The sequence below is a fragment of the Rhizobium sp. BK491 genome, assembly GCF_014194925.1.
Taxonomy (GTDB): Bacteria; Pseudomonadota; Alphaproteobacteria; order Rhizobiales; family Rhizobiaceae; genus Rhizobium.
Map to the genome: position 1 here is coordinate 639295 of NZ_JACIAR010000004.1, position 17709 is coordinate 657003.

18 protein-coding genes are annotated in these 17709 nt (G+C 58.3%); 11 read left to right on the forward strand and 7 right to left on the reverse strand.

Translation table 11 applies throughout. The features are described from left to right. Positions 1 to 24 precede the first annotated feature (24 nt). Entirely contained in the window at positions 25 to 642 is a 618-nt protein-coding gene (locus FHX05_RS21265) for an NAD(P)H-dependent oxidoreductase (protein ID WP_183874309.1), read from the forward strand. A 178-nt stretch (positions 643 to 820) separates the two neighbouring features. After that, positions 821 to 1438 (forward strand): hypothetical protein, encoded by a 618-nt coding sequence (locus tag FHX05_RS21270; RefSeq protein WP_183874312.1) that lies wholly within the window; start codon positions 821 to 823, stop codon positions 1436 to 1438. A 37-nt stretch (positions 1439 to 1475) separates the two neighbouring features. Here FHX05_RS21270 and FHX05_RS21275 read toward each other — a convergent pair whose 3' ends face one another. After that, positions 1476 to 2453, reverse strand: a complete 978-nt coding sequence (locus FHX05_RS21275; protein ID WP_183874492.1) for a DUF1402 family protein — start codon at positions 2451 to 2453, stop codon at positions 1476 to 1478. A 201-nt stretch (positions 2454 to 2654) separates the two neighbouring features. Between FHX05_RS21275 and FHX05_RS21280 the strand changes: the two genes are divergently transcribed. Next, a complete protein-coding gene (locus FHX05_RS21280; RefSeq protein WP_183874314.1) occupies positions 2655 to 2990 on the forward strand; it encodes a hypothetical protein in 336 nt (111 codons plus the stop codon). On the opposite strand, the gene FHX05_RS21285 is transcribed toward FHX05_RS21280, so the two are convergent. Beyond that, positions 2978 to 3652, reverse strand: coding sequence for a transglutaminase-like cysteine peptidase (locus FHX05_RS21285; protein ID WP_112610602.1), 675 nt, complete (start codon positions 3650 to 3652; stop codon positions 2978 to 2980). The two genes, FHX05_RS21280 and FHX05_RS21285, sit on opposite strands and share 13 nt — an antisense overlap. 325 nt (positions 3653 to 3977) lie before the next feature. Between FHX05_RS21285 and FHX05_RS21290 the strand changes: the two genes are divergently transcribed. Beyond that, positions 3978 to 6449: a glycoside hydrolase family 3 C-terminal domain-containing protein gene (locus FHX05_RS21290; protein ID WP_183874315.1), complete on the forward strand. Its 2472-nt coding sequence runs from the start codon at positions 3978 to 3980 to the stop codon at positions 6447 to 6449. A 102-nt stretch (positions 6450 to 6551) separates the two neighbouring features. Here FHX05_RS21290 and FHX05_RS21295 read toward each other — a convergent pair whose 3' ends face one another. Further along, positions 6552 to 8630, reverse strand: coding sequence for a bifunctional diguanylate cyclase/phosphodiesterase (locus tag FHX05_RS21295; RefSeq protein WP_183874317.1), 2079 nt, complete (start codon positions 8628 to 8630; stop codon positions 6552 to 6554). Positions 8631 to 9110: 480 nt separating this feature from the next. On the opposite strand from FHX05_RS21295, the gene FHX05_RS21300 reads away from it, so the two are divergent. Further along, positions 9111 to 10400, forward strand: coding sequence for a TadE/TadG family type IV pilus assembly protein (locus tag FHX05_RS21300; protein WP_183874494.1), 1290 nt, complete (start codon positions 9111 to 9113; stop codon positions 10398 to 10400). Between the two features lie 37 nt (positions 10401 to 10437). Here FHX05_RS21300 and FHX05_RS21305 read toward each other — a convergent pair whose 3' ends face one another. Both FHX05_RS21305 and FHX05_RS21310 read right to left on the reverse strand, forming a co-directional pair. Further along, positions 10438 to 10836, reverse strand: a complete 399-nt coding sequence (locus FHX05_RS21305) for a helix-turn-helix transcriptional regulator (RefSeq protein WP_112413265.1) — start codon at positions 10834 to 10836, stop codon at positions 10438 to 10440. A 241-nt stretch (positions 10837 to 11077) separates the two neighbouring features. Continuing rightward, entirely contained in the window at positions 11078 to 11989 is a 912-nt protein-coding gene (locus FHX05_RS21310) for a LysR family transcriptional regulator (RefSeq protein WP_183874319.1), read from the reverse strand. Positions 11990 to 12129: 140 nt separating this feature from the next. Here FHX05_RS21310 and FHX05_RS21315 point away from each other — a divergent pair, with 140 nt between their 5' ends. The 4 genes from FHX05_RS21315 to queE all read left to right on the forward strand — a co-directional run bounded on the left by FHX05_RS21315 (position 12130) and on the right by queE (position 15194). After that, the gene (locus FHX05_RS21315; protein WP_183874321.1) at positions 12130 to 13236 is read left to right on the forward strand and encodes an aldo/keto reductase; all 1107 of its coding nucleotides are present in this window, start codon (positions 12130 to 12132) and stop codon (positions 13234 to 13236) included. 166 nt (positions 13237 to 13402) lie between these two features. After that, positions 13403 to 14113: a 7-cyano-7-deazaguanine synthase QueC gene (gene queC, locus FHX05_RS21320; protein ID WP_183874323.1), complete on the forward strand. Its 711-nt coding sequence runs from the start codon at positions 13403 to 13405 to the stop codon at positions 14111 to 14113. Beyond that, positions 14113 to 14469 (forward strand): 6-carboxytetrahydropterin synthase QueD, encoded by a 357-nt coding sequence (gene queD / locus FHX05_RS21325; RefSeq protein WP_112400048.1) that lies wholly within the window; start codon positions 14113 to 14115, stop codon positions 14467 to 14469. Before queC ends, queD begins: the two co-directional genes overlap by 1 nt. Further along, positions 14466 to 15194 (forward strand): 7-carboxy-7-deazaguanine synthase QueE, encoded by a 729-nt coding sequence (queE, locus tag FHX05_RS21330; protein WP_112337627.1) that lies wholly within the window; start codon positions 14466 to 14468, stop codon positions 15192 to 15194. Before queD ends, queE begins: the two co-directional genes overlap by 4 nt. A gap of 86 nt (positions 15195 to 15280) precedes the next feature. On the opposite strand, the gene FHX05_RS21335 is transcribed toward queE, so the two are convergent. Beyond that, positions 15281 to 15619 (reverse strand): metalloregulator ArsR/SmtB family transcription factor, encoded by a 339-nt coding sequence (locus FHX05_RS21335; protein ID WP_112337626.1) that lies wholly within the window; start codon positions 15617 to 15619, stop codon positions 15281 to 15283. A gap of 327 nt (positions 15620 to 15946) precedes the next feature. Between FHX05_RS21335 and FHX05_RS21340 the strand changes: the two genes are divergently transcribed. Next, the gene (locus tag FHX05_RS21340; RefSeq protein WP_112337625.1) at positions 15947 to 16150 is read left to right on the forward strand and encodes a hypothetical protein; all 204 of its coding nucleotides are present in this window, start codon (positions 15947 to 15949) and stop codon (positions 16148 to 16150) included. A gap of 132 nt (positions 16151 to 16282) precedes the next feature. Here the strand turns inward: FHX05_RS21340 and FHX05_RS21345 are convergent, their stop codons facing one another. Further along, entirely contained in the window at positions 16283 to 17173 is an 891-nt protein-coding gene (locus tag FHX05_RS21345; RefSeq protein ID WP_112400050.1) for an SMP-30/gluconolactonase/LRE family protein, read from the reverse strand. Between the two features lie 88 nt (positions 17174 to 17261). Here FHX05_RS21345 and FHX05_RS21350 point away from each other — a divergent pair, with 88 nt between their 5' ends. Next, positions 17262 to 17681, forward strand: a complete 420-nt coding sequence (locus FHX05_RS21350) for a heme-binding protein (RefSeq protein ID WP_183874325.1) — start codon at positions 17262 to 17264, stop codon at positions 17679 to 17681. Positions 17682 to 17709 lie beyond the last annotated feature (28 nt).

A 17709-nucleotide genomic window follows, 5' to 3' on the forward strand; every position in this document is an offset into this window, starting at 1 on the left:
ACCACTCATACAAGGAGTCAGCAAATGACCAACATTCTCGTTGTAACCTCGAGCCCGCGCGGGGCCGAAGGCCTGTCCACGCGATTCGCAACCGAGGTCGCGGAGGGGCTCAGAGATCGCCTCGGCGGAACGCTCGTGATACGCGACTTGGCAGCTCAGCCGCTGCCGCATATCACGCTGGCCTATATCGAAGGCCGCATAGCGCCCTCGATAGCGCGGACGCCGGAACAGACTGAAGCCGTAGCACTTGCAGAGACATTGGTGAACGAGGTCAAGGCCGCCGAGGTGATTGTCATCGGCTCCGGAATGATCAACTTCAGTCTGTCTTCGCAACTCAAGGCCTGGATGGATCATATCATCTGGCCCGGCGTCACCTTCAGCTATGATGCGAGCGGCGTTAACGGCCTTCTGAGCGGCAAAAAAGCCTATGTGGTGACGGCCAGTGGCGGTGTCTTCTCGGAGGGTGTCCATGCGGCCTTCGATTTTCAGACGAACTATCTGGAGCATCTGCTCGGCTTCATGGGCATAACCGACATCGAAACTATCCGCGTCGAAGGGACGGCCCACGGCCCAGAGGCGACAAATGCGGCCATTGCCAAAGCCGAAACGCTGATACGTTCTGTGCTCGAACAGGCAGCGTGATTAGTCGCAACGGTCCTTGCGGAATGGGAATGGGCTCGTGCGCTATGGGTTGAGCCCATTCTTCCCTCAGCGCGCAGCCGATCCGGGAGGGGCGCACTTTATTTCCGCCTCATCAATGTTTCAGTGTGCTGTCAGAACAACTTGCTAATCCACGGCCCGTATTTTCTGGACGATCGCATTGGCGCGTAAGACTGCAATCATTGTCGGCAATGGCAAGCTGGAACGCGATATCGCCGGTATCGTCGACGAGGCGCAATTCGTCATGCGTTTCAATGAGCCGGTCCTTTCCGGCGGCATGAGCGGCGAGCGCACCGACATGATCATGCTGGCTGCCTCGAGCAAGATCCTGTATCGGCGGCTTCTCGATCCTGGCTTCATGGATAACGCTGCGCTTAAGGCCGCAAAGGTCTTCATGCTGGCCTACCACCCCGATATCATTCGCAAATATCACCCACGGCCTAATATCTTCCAGCGTCTGAAAGGCCGAAAGGCTGATTGGACGATGCAGGCAATCGAGTTGCTGGGCAGGGCCGGCAAGGAGATCCGCATCATGCCGCCGCAGACCTATATTGCGGGCTGCGGCGAGCTCGGTATTTCCGAGCGTCGCATGCACAAGGTCTTTCCCAGCACAGGCTTCCTTGGCATCCGTTATGCGCTCGCAAGGTTCCCCGCGTCCGAATGGGACGTCAAGCTATGCGGCTTCGGCTGGGAAGGGTGGAAGCGGCATGATTGGCAGAATGAACGAGCCTGGGTCGAAAACAAGATTGCCAATGATCGCGTCAGCCTGATCGCCTGATTAGGCCGATGGTCATCATGGGTGAAGTTCTGCCGGCCTATTGGCTATTGTCGCGGCCGAGCAACCCGCGCAGCTCCGGCAGTTTATCATTCACCAGCCAGCCATAATAATTTTCTTCCGGCAGTTTCTTCCCGCCCGTAGCGTCCGCCGCTTGCCGCAGGGCGGCCGCACGGCGGCGCGGCTGGCCGACATTGTAAAGCGTTGCCGTCAGGCCGGGATTGTCGGTGATGTCGAAACCCTCCGCACGATAGGCGTCGATGGCATCCTTTACGATAGCGGCGATATAGATCACGCTGCGATCGGGATCCATGATGTCGCGGTAGATCGCCTGCGGATCATCGACGGAAAGCTTCGGCAGGCCGCTCGTCGCATGCACGAGATCGGTGACTTCAAGGGCGGTCAAAGGGCTGATCTGCCCAAGGCCGAAGGTCTGGCCGGCAAAGAAAGGCTGGAAGAAGGCGCGCTGGAACGTCATGTTTTCGTAAGTGACGCCGTCGATGACCTTGCCTCGGAAACTCTTGTCCCAGGTCTCGTCACGGCATTCCCACAATTCGGCGCTGCCGGTGAAGGCGTTGCAAGGGGCGAATTCCGGCTTTTTCAGGAAGGTTTGGACGGTCACGTCCTTATAGGCAAACTTGAAATCGGACTGCGAATAGGCGAGCGCCTTGACGTAGTAGGACTTCACCCTGTTGACGATCGTGATGTTGTAGGTGTGTTCGCCGACAAGCGCGCCAACGATGTGGATGGGGTCGATCTGGTAGGCCTGTCCAGCCTTCCTGATCGAGGCCATCAAGTCCTTGTTGTCGCGAAGCACGCCGACGATCTTCTGGTATTTTTCGTCGTAGGTCGTGTTGAAGGCCTTGGCTCGCAGTACCGAAGTGTTCGGTATGGGCGGCTGGACGCTGTTGCGATTGCCCGGCGGCACGCGCACGAGCTCATGCGCGGAAGCGGCATTCGTCAATGCAAGGATAAAAAGGAGACCGAGTGCCGGGAGTATCGACAGGCGTGTTCGCATTCGCAAGCTGACTTTCCAAAATGTACCCCGGCGCGGGGACGATCTTGATACGCGATCGTTATCCGAAGGCAAGAGCGCAAGCTTCTTCCGCCTCGCGAATCACAATAAACTTCGATCAAAGCAGCTTTCGGCTGCAGAGGCATACGGGATATAGCCGTCCAGGGTTGCGTTCCCGTGGTCCAGGCTTTCGAAAGGATGTCGATGCAACATCTCGTGATCGCAGGGAGCATCTTGCTTGCAGCCGCCCCCGGCGAAGCCTTGCCAACCATGGCGGATGTCCCGGCGCTTGCCAAGGCAGCGGTCGCGCGGCGCATAGAGGTGCCGCCCTCTGCCATCCATATTCTGGCGGCCAAGCCGAGCGAACGAATGCCAGGCTTCGTCGTCTGTGGTCGTGTCGACGCGGCAAGTGCAAATGGCAGCTCCGGTGCGGAAAGCGGAGAACGCTTCTTCGTCGTCATTCCCGGCAATTTTGCCATCCTGGACCAAGACGGCAAAGGTCTGGTCGATAGCTATTGGGCTGCCAATCACTGTGAATGAGACGCCAAGGCCTTGCTGATCATGGCAAGCTCATCAGGTGTGCGACCGGATTCCAGCCGAACCCAGTTGTTCGGATCGTCGGCCGTCTGGCGCTTGATGAAGGTATAGCCCGTTCCGTTCCAGTTTTTGACTGCATCGGTGAGATTGTCGAGGATGAGATCGCCGTCGTTCGTGCGCGCCATCAGGACAAGATGTCCCTCGTTATGGGTGTCGAGGACCACCGTCAGCAGCAGGGCAGACCGTGGCCAGCCTGCTTCGATGAGCAATTTCTTCTTCAAGAGGACATAGTCGTTGCAGTTGCCGGCACCATCGTCGGGATAGGTCCACCAATTGACGATGCCGAGCTTGTAGATGCCGTAATGATCATTGTCGCCAATGCCCTGGATCTCGTGATTGACCAGGCTGTTGATCTGCTGCAGTTGCAGCCGATGATCGCGATCGAGATTGACGAATTCCGTGCTCTTTTGGCCAGCCACGCATTCGGTTGGTTGCGCTTTGCAGAAGTTGGTCCAGCCGACGGGTACGCTCGCATCCGTCACCTCGCGCGCAAATTGATGTGTGTGCGCCGCGGCGGTATTGGCGACGGGTTTTGCCGTCGTTGCCGTCGAAAACAATAGGCCGGCAACGAAGAGAAAGCTTGCAGCGACGAGAAGTGAACGCATACTCGGCTCCATGAGTTGGGCTCATGAAATCCGACACGGTCAAATTTATTCGGAAAAAGATTATTCGCATTTTATCGAACCGGCGCTTTTGCCCGGCGCTGCCATCGGCGCTACCCGTGCAAGCATCAAATTTATGATTTCCGACTGGTTGTCACGCATGTCCCGATGCGGAAAAGGCTGAATATTACGGAAAAATATATGTTATTTCATTGATTTACCGATTTATCCAAAGAGCATCTGGCGTGTTTATGATTTGTTGGTCTTAAATGCGAATCCTCACCGCGGATGGACGGTGGAACAGCCAGGGAATTGCTCGGGAGGCCTAATGATCGACGATATTCTCGACCGGATGACGCTTGAAGAGCAGGTTTCGCTGCTGTCGGGCGCCGATTTCTGGACCACGGTGCCGGTTGAGCGCCTTGGTGTCCCGAAGATCAAGGTCACGGACGGGCCGAACGGAGCCCGCGGCGCCGGCTCGCTGGTTGCCGGCGTCAATGCGGCCTGCTTTCCCGTTGCGATCGCGCTTGGCGCCACATGGGACCCCGCCCTTGTCGAACGTATGGGCGTGGCGCTCGCCGGCCAGGCCAAGAGCAAGGGCGCCTCGGTGTTGTTGGCGCCGACGGTCAATATTCACCGCTCCGGCCTCAATGGCCGCAATTTCGAATGCTATTCGGAAGATCCGATGCTGACGGCCGCTCTTGCCGTTGCCTATATCCAGGGTGTGCAGAGCCAGGGTATTGCCGCCACGATCAAGCATTTTGCCGGCAATGAATCCGAGATCGAGCGCCAGACGATGTCGTCGGATATCGACGAGCGTGCTCTTCGCGAAATCTATCTGCCGCCGTTCGAGCAGGCCGTGAAGAAGGCCGGCGTTATGGCCGTCATGTCCTCCTATAACAGGCTGAACGGCACCTATACGAGCGAGCATCCCTGGCTTTTGACCAAAGTCCTGCGGGAGGAATGGGGGTTCGACGGCATCGTCATGTCGGACTGGTTCGGCTCCCATTCGACAGCGGCGACCGTCAACGCCGGGCTCGATCTGGAAATGCCCGGTCCGACGCGCGACCGTGGCGAAAAGCTCGTGGCGGCGGTGGCTAACGGCGAGGTCAAGCCGGAAACCGTGCGCGAGGCTGCTCGCCGCATTCTCACATTGCTTGAGCGGGTCGGCGCCTTCGAGAAGGTGCCCGATTTGAGCGAACACGCGCTTGATCTGCCTGAGGATCGCGCGCTGATCCGCAAGCTCGGAGCCGAGGGTGCCGTGCTCTTGAAGAACGACGGCATTCTGCCGCTGCAGAAGGCAGGCCTTGGGCATGTGGCTGTTATCGGGCCGAATGCCGCCGAAGCCCGGGTCATGGGTGGCGGCAGCGCCCAGATCGCAGCCCACTACAGGGTCAGCCCCTTGGAAGGGATCCGGCAGGCACTGTCGAATGCCAACAGCATTCACCATGCTACCGGCTGCCGCAACAATCGCCTCATCAATGTCTTCTCCGGCGAGATGCGGGTGGACTATTTTAAAGGCCGCGACCTTGAAGGGCCGGTGATCGCCACCGAAACGGCGAGTAAGGGCGAGTTCTTCTGGTTCGATCTGCCATCTTCGGAACTCGATCCCAATGAGTTCTCCGCCCGCATGACAGCCTCCTATGTGCCGGCGGAGAGCGGCGAGCATGTATTCGGCATGACGAATGCGGGTCTCGCCAAGCTCTTTGTCGACGGCAAGCTCGTCGTCGACGGCTATGACGGCTGGGCTCGCGGTGACAATTACTTCGGCACCGCCAATGTCGAGCAACGACAGGGCATCCATCTGGAAGCCGGACAGAGCTACAAGGTGGTGGTCGAATATTGCTCGTCCACGACGACCGAGGAGGGGATCAATCTGACGGCGGTACGCTTCGGCGTGGAGAAGCCGCTCGGCGAAGAGGCGATGCTGGATGCCGTCCAAAAGGCAGGTGATGCAGACGTCGTTCTGCTCTTTGTCGGCCGCGACGGCGAGTGGGATACGGAGGGCCTCGATCTGCCAGATATGCGTCTGCCGGGTCGTCAGGAGGAACTCATAGACCGGGTGGCGGCCGCCAACGCCAATACCATTGTCGTGCTGCAGACCGGCGGCCCCATCGAGATGCCCTGGCTCGGCAAGGTTCGGGCCGTGCTGCAGATGTGGTATCCTGGCCAGGAGCTCGGACATGCCGTTGCCGATGTACTCTTCGGCGATGTCGAGCCCGGCGGACGTCTGCCGCAAACCTTCCCGAAGCGCCTATCGGATAACTCCGCCATGGTTGGCGACGCATCCGTCTATCCCGGCAAGGATGGGCATGTGCGTTACGCCGAGGGCGTCTTCGTCGGATATCGCCATCACGATACGCGCAATATCGAGCCCTTGTTCCCCTTCGGCTTCGGTCTTGGCTATACGCGATTTTCCTGGGGCGAGGCGCAGGCTTCGGCAACAAGAATGGGCGCTGAGGGTGTCACCGTAACAGTCGATGTCACCAATACCGGCGACAGAACGGGTTCCGAACTCGTGCAGCTTTATGTGCGGCCCCCTGTTTCGGCGCTCGAGCGGCCGGACAAGGAGTTACGCGCCTTTGCCAAGCTTCGGCTCATGCCGGGTGAAAAGCGCACAGCCTCGCTTGTCGTTCGTCCGCGCGATTTGAGCTATTTCGACGAGCGGATCGGAGCATTTCGAGCCATCGCCGGTCGCTATGAGCTTCTCGTGGCCGCCAACGCTCTCGATATCCGCTCCGCCGTTGCGATCGAGCTTGCAACGGAATGGATCGGGGAAGTGTCCGACCGTTCGATCTGATATCCCTGCCAATTGCGGCCGGCGAATTTGCGCGGGACGAAGGAGCGGGCAGGTCAGCACCTCGGAATTGCCGCGGCTATCTCGCTACCGCGTCTGGATCTGCTAGCGACGCCGCATGCGATGCGGCGGCAACCGGCCGGAGAATGCCGACGCCTCGTCGTCCTCTGCCGATGCTTCCATCTGGAAGATCTGCCCGACGGGCTTTGGCCGGCCGAGGAAGAAGCCTTGTGCCTCGTCGCAGCCTTCAACGCGCAGGATTTCGAGCTGATGGTTGGTCTCGACGCCTTCCGCCAGAACAGGGATATCCAGGCTCTTGCCGAGCGTCAGTACCGCGCGAACGATCGCTTTTGCCTGAATGCTGTGATCCACCTCGTTCATGAAGGAACGATCGAGCTTGATCTTGTCAAAGGGGAAGGATCGCAACGTATCGAGCGAGGAATATCCGGTGCCGAAATCATCGATGGCGACGGTCACGCCGAGAGCCCGGATCTGCCGCAGGACATGCAAGGTCCGAGTTTTATCGGCAATGATTGTGGATTCGGTAATTTCAAGTTCCAGCCGCGATGGCGCAAGGCCGGTTTCGAGAAGGATCGTATGAACGAGCTTTGCGAGATCCGCATGAGCGAACTGTACGGGCGAGAGGTTGACGGCGATCTTATAGGGCTGCTCCCATGATGCCGCCTCCTTGCAGGCCGTGCGCAAAACCCATTCACCGATGACGAGGATCGTGCCGCTTTCTTCTGCGATCGGAATGAATTCCGAAGGCGGCACCGCGCCACGCTCGGGATGATGCCAGCGGAGGAGGACCTCGTAGCCGCAAATCTGCCCTGTGCGAACCGACGTCTGTACCTGATAGTGCAGGTCGAGCTGGTCCAATTCGACAGCGCGGCGCAGATCTTGCGCCAGCGTATGACGGGCGCGGGCAGCTTCATCCATCTTGGATTCATAGAAGCAGACGGCGCGGCCGATGTCGGCTTTGGCGCGATACATGGCGAGATCGGCGTTGCTGACGAGGCGCTCCTGATCGACGTCATCGTCGGGATAGATGGCAACACCGATGCTGGCCCCTGTCGCCGTCTCGAAATCGTCGATCCGGATGGGCTCGAACAGGACCTTCTCCAGCCGGGCCACGAAATCCAGAAGCTCGCTCTGCTCCCGGAAGCGCTTGGCAGCGGCAAACTCGTCACCGCCGACACGGGCAACGAACTCGCCGTCTCGGACGAGGCGCAGCAGGCGTCGTCCGATTGCCTTCAGTGCCTGGTCGCCAGCCTTGTGTCCTCGCAGGTCGTTGATTTCCTTGAAGCGATCGAGGTCGATGCCGATGACCGCGAGTTTTACGCCGTCTTCCTTGGCATGGCCGATCTCGCGCTGCAGATGGTCGGCGAAGCTGCTGCGGTTGGGTAGGCCCGTCAGCAGGTCGTTGAGTGCCATATGCTGAAGCTTCTCGATGGATTCGCGCGAGGCCCGCTCGTTGATCATGTAGCTTGCCACGCCTGTACCGATGATCAGCAATCCGCCGCCGGCTACGGCAACCGCCATGGCTTTCAGGGCGTAAGTGTCCGCGATCGCAGCGCCAGTTGTAAGCGGCGTGACCGATACCGCCGTCATTGCGGTAAAGTGAAGCAAGACCACGGCGATGACGAAGAGAGGGAGGCCGGCGATCGGGGAGAGCTGCCAAGGTCGGCGCACGGCTTGATTGAGTGCAAGGGCTGCAAAAATCACCGAAAGGGCAACAGAAGCGGCAACATAACCCTGGTTCCACTCAACGATGCCATCGACGTGGTAGGCCAGCATACCGGTATAGTGCATGCTGGTGATGGCAAGGCCGACGACGGCTCCGCCGAATTCCGGTGCGATGTGCGGCAGGCGCGATAAGGCGATCGTAAACCCGCCGGCACAGCCGATAACGGCCAAAAGAAACGAGGCCATCGTCAGGATGGGATCGAAGGTGACCGGCGCTCCGACTTCATAGGCCAGCATGGCTATGAAATGCGTGCACCAGATCGACGACCCGGCAGCCACGGCGGTCAGAAAAATCCAACCGCCACGTTGAAGTTCGCGCGTCTTTTCGGCTCGTTGGAGCAGGTTGAGGGTGATCCATCCGCCGCTGACACAGACGAGCGCCGCCAGGAGAACGAGCCACAGATTGTGCTCCGTGAAGATGCAGGAAAGAACGCGCACGCAAAGATCCCAACAATAGCCATCAGGGTGAGTGGCAGTTTCCAATGCGGTCAGCTGCGCCTGATATCGACACTGCTGCTTTCACGGGTAAACACTGAAAATCAAGTAAAGATGCTTTGCGTGAAATTGCAATTTCTGCAACCTCCGGCTTTATGCCCGCTGTATATCTTCTTTACGAAGTATTGGATTTTGCGCGTCTTTTTCGTTTCGGACGGGGAGTTCATCGCGTTCGATTACCATCCGCCATTTGCGCTATGCGCAGCTATATTACGGATTCTTGGTAAATTTCCCCTGAATATTGGAAGTATAATTGAGAAACTCTCCCTTATGAGAATCTAAATATCTCTCGAGTATAATATACATAAGTATATTTGAAAGTAATAATACTTTCATTTTAGCGAATGTTTCGACGCCGCAACTTATAATGTAGAAGGTTTGCTTGTGAAGAGATTTACGATTTATCTGAAGTCCCTTTATGCCGTGCGCAAGCTCTCGGGACGGCTGTTTCTGGATCGGTCGGGCAATTTCGGGATCACAACGGCATTGGTCGCCGTTCCGTTGATCGCGGCTGGGGGACTGGCGCTCGATATTACCAATGCGATGCTCGTGCGGACGGAGTTGCAGAATGCTGCCGATGCGGCCGCGGTCGGCGCAATCGCGGATTCGTCGCCGGCGGTTGCGGCTGCCATGGCCATGACAAGCGACGGCACCGTCACGATCGGTCAAAGCGATGCCAACAAGCTCTTCTATGGCCAGGCGTCCAGCGATATTCAGAACATACCGGTCAACGTCAGCGCCGGGGTAATCCGCACGGGAAATGTCGTCTCATCGACGGTCAATTTTTCGGCGAACGTACCGACGACGTTGAGCCAGATTATCGGAAAAACATCCATTCCCGTCAGTGGCTCGGCATCTGCACAGTATCAGACGGCGACCTTCATGGATTTCTACATGCTGCTGGACAACACGCCATCCATGGGGATCGGTGCTACCATAACCGATATTAATAAAATGGTGGCAAACACGTCGGACAAATGTGCCTTTGCGTGCCACGACAGCACTACGGACAACAATTACTATAATCTTGCAAGCCGCCTTCACGTCCAGACCCGCATCGCCGTCGTCGGGCTGGCAACACAGTCGCTTACGGATACTGCCAAGACGAACAGGGTGACACCCGATCAGTACAGAATGGCCGTCTATACATTCGGTAAAGATACCTCGACAATTGGCTTGACCAACGTATCGGCGCTGTCATCCGATATGGCGCAGGTTAAAAATGCGACTGGCGCAGTGGACCTCATGAGTGTTCGAGGACAGAGTGATAACAACGACCAGGACACGAGCTTCGATACGATGTTGACGCAGCTCGCGCCGATCATCGGTACGGGCGGCAGCGGAAAAACCACTTCCGATCGTCAGAAGGTCCTCTTCCTTGTCACTGACGGCGTCGGCGACAGCTATAAGCCCAACACCTGCACCAAGCCGACCACCGGCGGGCGTTGCCAGGAGCCGCTCGCCACCGCCTTCTGTCAGCCGTTGAAGAACCAGAACATCAAGATCGCTATCCTCTATACGACCTATTTTCCCTTGCCGACAAACGGCTGGTACAACCAGTGGATCGCGCCGTTCCAATCGCAAATCGGCACCAACTTGCAGACGTGCGCCTCACCTGGCCTCTATTTCGAGGTGAGTCCGACGCAAGGCATCTCAGACGCGATGAACGCTCTGTTCCTCAAGGTCATTCGCACGCCGCGCATTACAAGTTGACGCCGAGGCCGAGCAGGCGCCGGCTCGACGGGGAAGGCTAGGCGAAGGCCAGGGATTTGAGAAGGCCCACGATCTTCTGGCGCGTCCTGGCATCCTTGATTTTCGTGAAGGCCCGATTGAGCTCCACGCCCTCTTCGGACGAAAGAAAGCCGACGAGGTCGTTGCGCGGCGCGTCGGTTGGAACAGGATTGTCAAAGGCTGCATTATCGAAGAAGTGCGATATCGGGACGCCGAGGCTATCAGCAACACGTTGCAGACGACTTGCGCCGACGCGGTTGACGCCTTTTTCATATTTCTGGACCTGCTGGAAGGTAAGGTCCAGCTTCTCGGCGAGGGCCGATTGACTCATGCCCAGCAGGCGCCGTTGCGCGCGGATACGTTTGCCGACTTCGACGTCGATCGGGCTCGGCGCCTTCTTTGCTGCGATTTCCTGCATTGCTTCCTCCTCCTCTTGGCGCTTATCGATCTTTTGGACCGGAGGCTGATGGCGGATGCCGCAGCACTTCCGAACTCCTCGCTGGAGAAGCGTTTCGCTATGACTGCCGGGAGTTACGGCAGACGGCAATCTCGATTTATTTCGAATAGCGACGGGCGTTCTGTTTCCTGCGCGTTTGGGACCGGCCCCGCGCAATTTGACCATTCATGAGCGTACCGCTCGCAGTCAATGGAGCTTGCTCCTAGCCGGTGGCCGCCTCGCGATTGATCTGCCGTATCGTGTCGATGAAAGCCCTGAGCTTCGGTGCCAGCTCGGCGCGACGCGGAAAATAGAGGAAAAGGCCTGCTTCGGTCACCGCATAGCCGCCTAGGACCTGAATAAGTTTGCCGGATGCGATCTCTGCCTGCACGAGCGGCTCGAAGACATAAGCCAATCCCACGCCGGCCAGGGCGAGTTCGACGGCTGAATGCGATTCTGTGACGATCGCCTGGCCGCTGACGGTCACGGCGACATCGCGCCCGTCTTCAATGAATTCCCATTGGTAAAGGCCGCCGGAGCGGATAAGGCGATAACCGATGCATTTGTGACCTGCGAGATCCGCCAGCGTCTTCGGCCGCCCGAACCGTCCGATATAATCGGGGGATGCGACCACGATCGCGCGGAAAGGCGGGGTCAGGCGGACCGCCACCATATCCTGAGCGATCATCTCGCCGACGCGGATGCCGGCATCGAAACCCTCGGAAATGATATCGGTCAACCGCTCATCGGAGAATATCTCGATCTCGACCTCCGGATAGCGTTCCGCCATGGCCCTGATGACGCGGGTTATCGCAAGCGGCAGGCTGATGCGGGAGGCATTGATGCGCAGCAGGCCGCTCGGCTTTCCCTTGGCCGCCTTGATGCGCTCCATACGATCGTGAATGTCCTGCAGCGCTGGATTAATCGTTCCGAGCAGGCTTTTTCCGGCCTCCGTTAGCGCAACACTGCGGGTCGTCCGCGCGAAGAGCGGCTGTCCAAGTCTTTCTTCCACCAGCCGAACGGCATGGCTTACGGCCGATGGGCTCATGCCCAGTTCGCTGGCAGCGGCGGCAAATCCACCGCGGCGCGCGACGGCGGCGACGATAGGCAAATGTGTGAGCAGATCGCGATCCATTACTGAGCCATATCGCATAATGAATGCAAATTAAATGACCTTATCGAACGGACGAAAAGCAGCGAAGCTATAAGCACTGAATTGCGGCCGACCGCTTTCGATCATCGAGCTGGTTTGGTGCGCCACAGAGGAGAATAACGATGAGCATGGAATTTTTCACGCTGGGCAATAGCGGACTGAAGGTGACGCGGCTTGCGCTTGGAACCATGACCTTCGGCACGGAATGGGGATGGGGTGCCGACAAGGAAGCGGCGCGGGCCATCTTCAATGCCTATGTCGATGCCGGCGGCAATTTTTTCGATACTGCCGATGCCTATACCGGTGGTACGTCGGAGACCTGGCTGGGCGAGTTCATTGCGGAGCGCGGCTTGCGCGACGATGCCGTCATTGCGAGCAAATTCACCATGAACCTTGCGGCCCAGACGCCGAATGCGGCCGGCAATGGCCGCAAGAATATCCTGCGGGCGGTCGAAGGGTCGTTGAAGCGGCTCAACACGGATTATATCGACCTCTACCTCATGCATTGCTGGGACCGCCTGACGCCACCGGAAGAGGTAATGCGTACCTTTGACGACCTGGTGCGCTCGGGCAAGGTCCGGCATGTCGGCCTGTCCGATGTTCCGGCCTGGTATGCGAGCCGCGCCCAGGCCATTGCCGAATATCGCGGTTATGAGCCGATCTCGGCACTTCAGCTCGAATATTCCCTGGCCGAGCGCAATATCGAGAATGAATTCGTACCGTTCGCGACGCGTTACGGCGCCGGCATCATGGCCTGGAGCCCGCTTGCGAGCGGTCTGCTCAGCGGCAAATATCGCCCCAGCAGCCAAGGAGAAACGGCCGGCCGGCTCGAAACCGTGCGGGGCACGACCAATCCCGGTTTTCAGAAATTCAACGAGCGCAACTGGGCAATCGTCGCCGAGTTGGAAAAGGTGGGGGGCGAGCTTGGCCGCAGCATGGCACAGGTAGCGGTCAACTGGGCGATGACGCAGCCTGGCATTGCCTCGATCATCGTCGGCGCGACGAAACTGGAGCAGCTAAAGGATAATCTCGGCGCGCTGGAATTCACGATACCGCACGAACTGCGCCGACGCCTCGACGATGTGAGTGCCCTGCCATCGACCTTCCCTTATTCCTTCTTCGGGCCGGAGATCCAGGGCAGCCTGACCGGCGGCCAAACTGTCGGCGGCAAGCCTGTAGGTTACTATCCGGATCTTAACATCTCGGGAAAGTTTGCAGGCGTCGGCTAAAGACATCACAGCCATCGCAACGCGCAGGGCAGCTGACAGCGCGTTGCGATGAAATGAACGATTGCCTTGTTTCCTCCGGTTTCTGCTGCTAGAGACCCCGCCGTGGCTTTGAAAAGCCATGAAATCCGGTCGCAGCCCACCCGGTCAAAACAAGGGATCCTGAATTATGAAGACTATCGTGATCTGCTCCGGCGGATTGGACTCCGTTTCGCTCGCCCATAAGGTCGCAGCCGAACATCAGCTTATCGGCCTCGTCTCCTTCGATTACGGCCAGAGGCACCGCAAGGAGCTGGAATTTGCGGGCGCCTGCGCCAAGCGTCTCGGCGTGCCGCATGAGATCATCGACATCACCGCCATCGGCCGGCATCTGACCGGATCGGCTCTGACAGATGATGTCGAGGTGCCGGACGGGCACTATGCCGAGGAAACCATGAAGGCGACGGTCGTACCGAACCGTAACGCGATCATGCTGGCGATCGCGTTCGGGCTTGCGGCGGCGCAGAAGGCGGATGCCGTCGCCGTTGCGGTCCATGGCGGGGATCATTTCATCTATCCCGACTGTCGCCCGGGTTTCATCGACGCGTTCCAGCAGATGCAAAACCACGCACTCGACGGCTATGCCGGCGTTTTGCTCTACGCGCCTTATGTGACGATCTCTAAGGCGGATATCGTTGCCGACGGTGCTCGGCATGAAACTCCCTTTGCCGAGACTTGGTCCTGCTACAAGGGCGGAGAGCGCCATTGCGGCCGCTGCGGTACCTGTGTGGAGCGGCGCGAAGCCTTCCATCTCGCTGGTATCGCAGATCCCACGGAATACGACGATGCCGATTTCTGGGTTGCCGCGACATCGGGCTTTTCGGCTGAGGAGGTGAAGTAATGTATCGCATCACCAAGGAGTTTCATTTCTCCGCCTCGCACCAGCTCTCGCATCTTCCCGCCAATCACCAGTGTGCGCGCCTGCACGGGCACAATTATATCGTCGTTGTGGAGCTTTCGGCCGGCGAACTGGACGAGAACGGGTTCGTGCGAGACTATCATGAGCTACAGCCGCTGAAGCGCTATATCGATGAAGCGTTCGATCATCGCCATCTCAATGATGTCTTTGGACATGAACGGGTGACCTCGGAGTATCTCGCCAAGCATTTCTATGACTGGTGCAAGGAGCGCTTGCCGCAGACATCTGCCGTGCGAGTCAGCGAAACGCCGAAGACCTGGGCGGAATACCGGCCATGAGCGAAGCGCCCATTCGCGTCAGCGAGATCTTCGGGCCGACGATCCAAGGCGAGGGCATCCTGATCGGCCTTCCGACGATCTTCGTGCGCACCGGCGGCTGCGATTATCGCTGCTCCTGGTGCGATACGCTGCATGCCGTCGATAGTGACTATCGCGATCAATGGCGGCCGATGTCGGTCGATGAGATCTGGCAGGAGGTAACGCGACTTTCAGGCGGCAAATCGCTGACCATCTCGCTCTCCGGCGGCAATCCTGCGATCCAACCGCTCGGCCCGCTGATTGCGTGCGGCCATGCGGAGGGATATCGCTTCGCGCTGGAGACTCAAGGCAGCTTGGCCAGGGAATGGTTCGCCGAACTCGATGTGCTCGTGCTGAGCCCGAAGCCTCCATCGAGCGGCATGGCGACGGACTGGATCGCCTTCGACGACTGTCTGCGCATGGCAGGCGACGGACCGCAGATCGCCTTGAAGATCGTCATATTCGATGATCTCGACTATGAATATGCGCGAGACGCGGCTGCTCGCTATCCTCAATTGCCCGTCTATCTGCAACCCGGCAATCACACGCCGCCGCCAGCCGATGCAGAAGATGCCATTGTCGATATTGACGGCATCGTCGAGCGGATGCGGTGGCTCGTGGAAAAGGTCAGCAATGATCGATGGTTCGAGGCGAGGGTGCTGCCGCAACTGCACGTGATCATCTGGGGAAACAGGCGCGGTGTTTGATCGATTGCGAACGGGCCACATTCTGCCTGGCCCGTTCGCAATTTACATTTTTGAAGGGCAACCAGCAGAGCCGTATCGGTGCTGCGTTACGATTTCTCCTCGCGACTGCCATGCTCTTTGAGTTCAGCATCGAAAATTCCCGCAAGTGTCTTGAGGATCTGCAACACGGCCGGATGATCGCAGGTATAGTATCTATACTGCGCCTGACGACGCACTTTGACGATGCCGGAATGATGCAAGCGGGTCAGGTGCTGGCTGAGCGCTGATTGCGATATTCCAAGCTTCTTGGCCAGGCTATTTACATCCTCCTCACGGCCGGACAGATGAATACAGACCTCAAGGCGTTTGGGATTTGAAAGCTGGCTCAGAAGATCTGCATGGTAGATGAGACGCTCATCTTCTGTGGTCTGATCTGAGGAATACATAGCACGGCCAATCGTCGATAGTTAATCTTAAAATCCCCCTGCAGCGCGTGATGATAAGCGCAAAAGTTGCAAAATTATGGCTTGGATATTCCAAAACGTTGCATCCTCGCGGAGCAGGCGGCCCCTCCCAGTTCGGCCGATTTCAAGGAAATCAACCTCTCCCAGCGGTCAACTAGGGTCCTATTGTAATTTTGGAATATGTACCGCTTTGGGTTTTGCAATTATTCTGTAACAAAATCGAACGAAATGCCTTGTTTTTGTCCGGGTTCTGACATCGCACTGCTAACAAAGCGGCTTATCTTCTGCTCCAACGAACAGGAGGTAACCATGACCCAAAGGGACTTGACGATCGCCGAAGTTCTCAAAGATCCGCTGATCCGCCAGGTCATGCGCGCGGATCGCATTTCCGTGACTGGAATGGCAAGCCTGCTGCAGGATGCCGCGCGCCGGCAGGAGCGTGCCTTGTCCGCCAATATGGCGCCGATCACGCATGCCGCTTCGTGCTCCAGGCCGCAGGCCGATTTACGCTGAGATCGTCTGTTGCGGGCCGACACGGCAATCGCTCCGTGACGAGTGCTTTGCCGTCACCTCAGATTTCAGGGCAGGATGGTCCTAGGCATGATTTAGGGCCGCCCTATTTCACCCGACGCCTTTGCGCCGCTGTCACAGTGCGCCGCTTCGGTTCAAGGAGATCGCGTAGACGCTTGTCGTTGCCGTCATGAAAAGCTTGTGCTTGCCGCGACCGCCGAAGCAGAGATTGGACACTGTTTCCGGTACCAGGATCTTGCCCATGAGATGGCCGTCGGGCGCGATGCAATGCACGCCGTCGGCTGCCGAAGACCAGAGATTGCCGTCGCTGTCGAAGCGCATACCGTCAGCACAGCCCGGCGAAATCGCATGAAATACCTCGCCGCCGGAGAGCTGCCAGTTTTGGCCGACGTTGAAGACCCGGATATGTTGCGGATCGTTGCTATGCATGCGACCGGTATCAGCGACATAAAGCTTCGTCTCGTCAGGATTGAAGGCAAGCCCGTTCGGGCAATTGAAATCCGTCAGCACGGCCTGCATCGACCCCGTTGAATCGACCCGGTAGACATTGCACGGCAGCTCCTGATCGCTCTTATATCCCTCGTAATCCGTCGCGATGCCGTAATGCGGATCGGTAAACCAGATCGCACCGTCCGAGGCGACGATCACATCATTAGGTGAATTCAGATGCTTGCCCTGGTAGCGATCTGCGATCACCGTGATGGAGCCGTCATATTCGGTGCGCGTGACACGCCTGGCGCCATGCTCACAGCTGACGAGCCGGCCCTGCCGGTCACGCGTATGGCCGTTCGAAAAATTCGAAGGTTCGCGAAAGATGCTGGTGCCGAGCCCTGGTATCCAGCGCATGATGCGGTTGTTGGGAATATCCGAAAACAGCAGGCAATTCAGATCTCCGAACCAGACAGGGCCTTCCACCCAGTCGAAACCGGTGGCGATCTGCTTGACAGGAGCATTGCCAAGAACAAACTTCCCAAAGGCCGGGTCGATGATTTCGAAGAACGACATTGTGACAATACCTCCCGTAATGTTAGATCGTGCGTTGATCTGTTATCGATAACATATCTCGATGAGTCCGCAATGAGGAGGATAGTGCATGAGCCACGTTCTGACGTCGAGCGTCTTGAGTGACGAAGGTGTGATGACCTTGTTGAATACCGCCATTTCAGCTGCGACCGCGATGGGCCAGCCGCAATGCATCGTCATCGTCGATCAATCCGGCGTGACGCTCGGCTGCTTCCGCATGCGCGGTTCGCGTTTTCAGTCGCTGAAAAGCGCCGGTGCTAAAGCACAGACGGCTGCCTCCATCGGCGCTCCCAGCCATTCGCTGCCGGACGATGCGCGAGTGCCGCTGGCAATCGCCACCGACGGCGGGATGACGGGGTTGCGCGGCGGTTTGCCGATCCGCGTCGGCGGCGCGCTTCTCGGCGGCATCGGCGTCGGTTCGGGTTCCGGCGAGCAGGACGAACAGGTTGCCCGCGCCGCGCTCAAAGCGATCGGCGCCGACCTAGACTGAACGGGCGCGAACCCCCTCATCAGCTTCA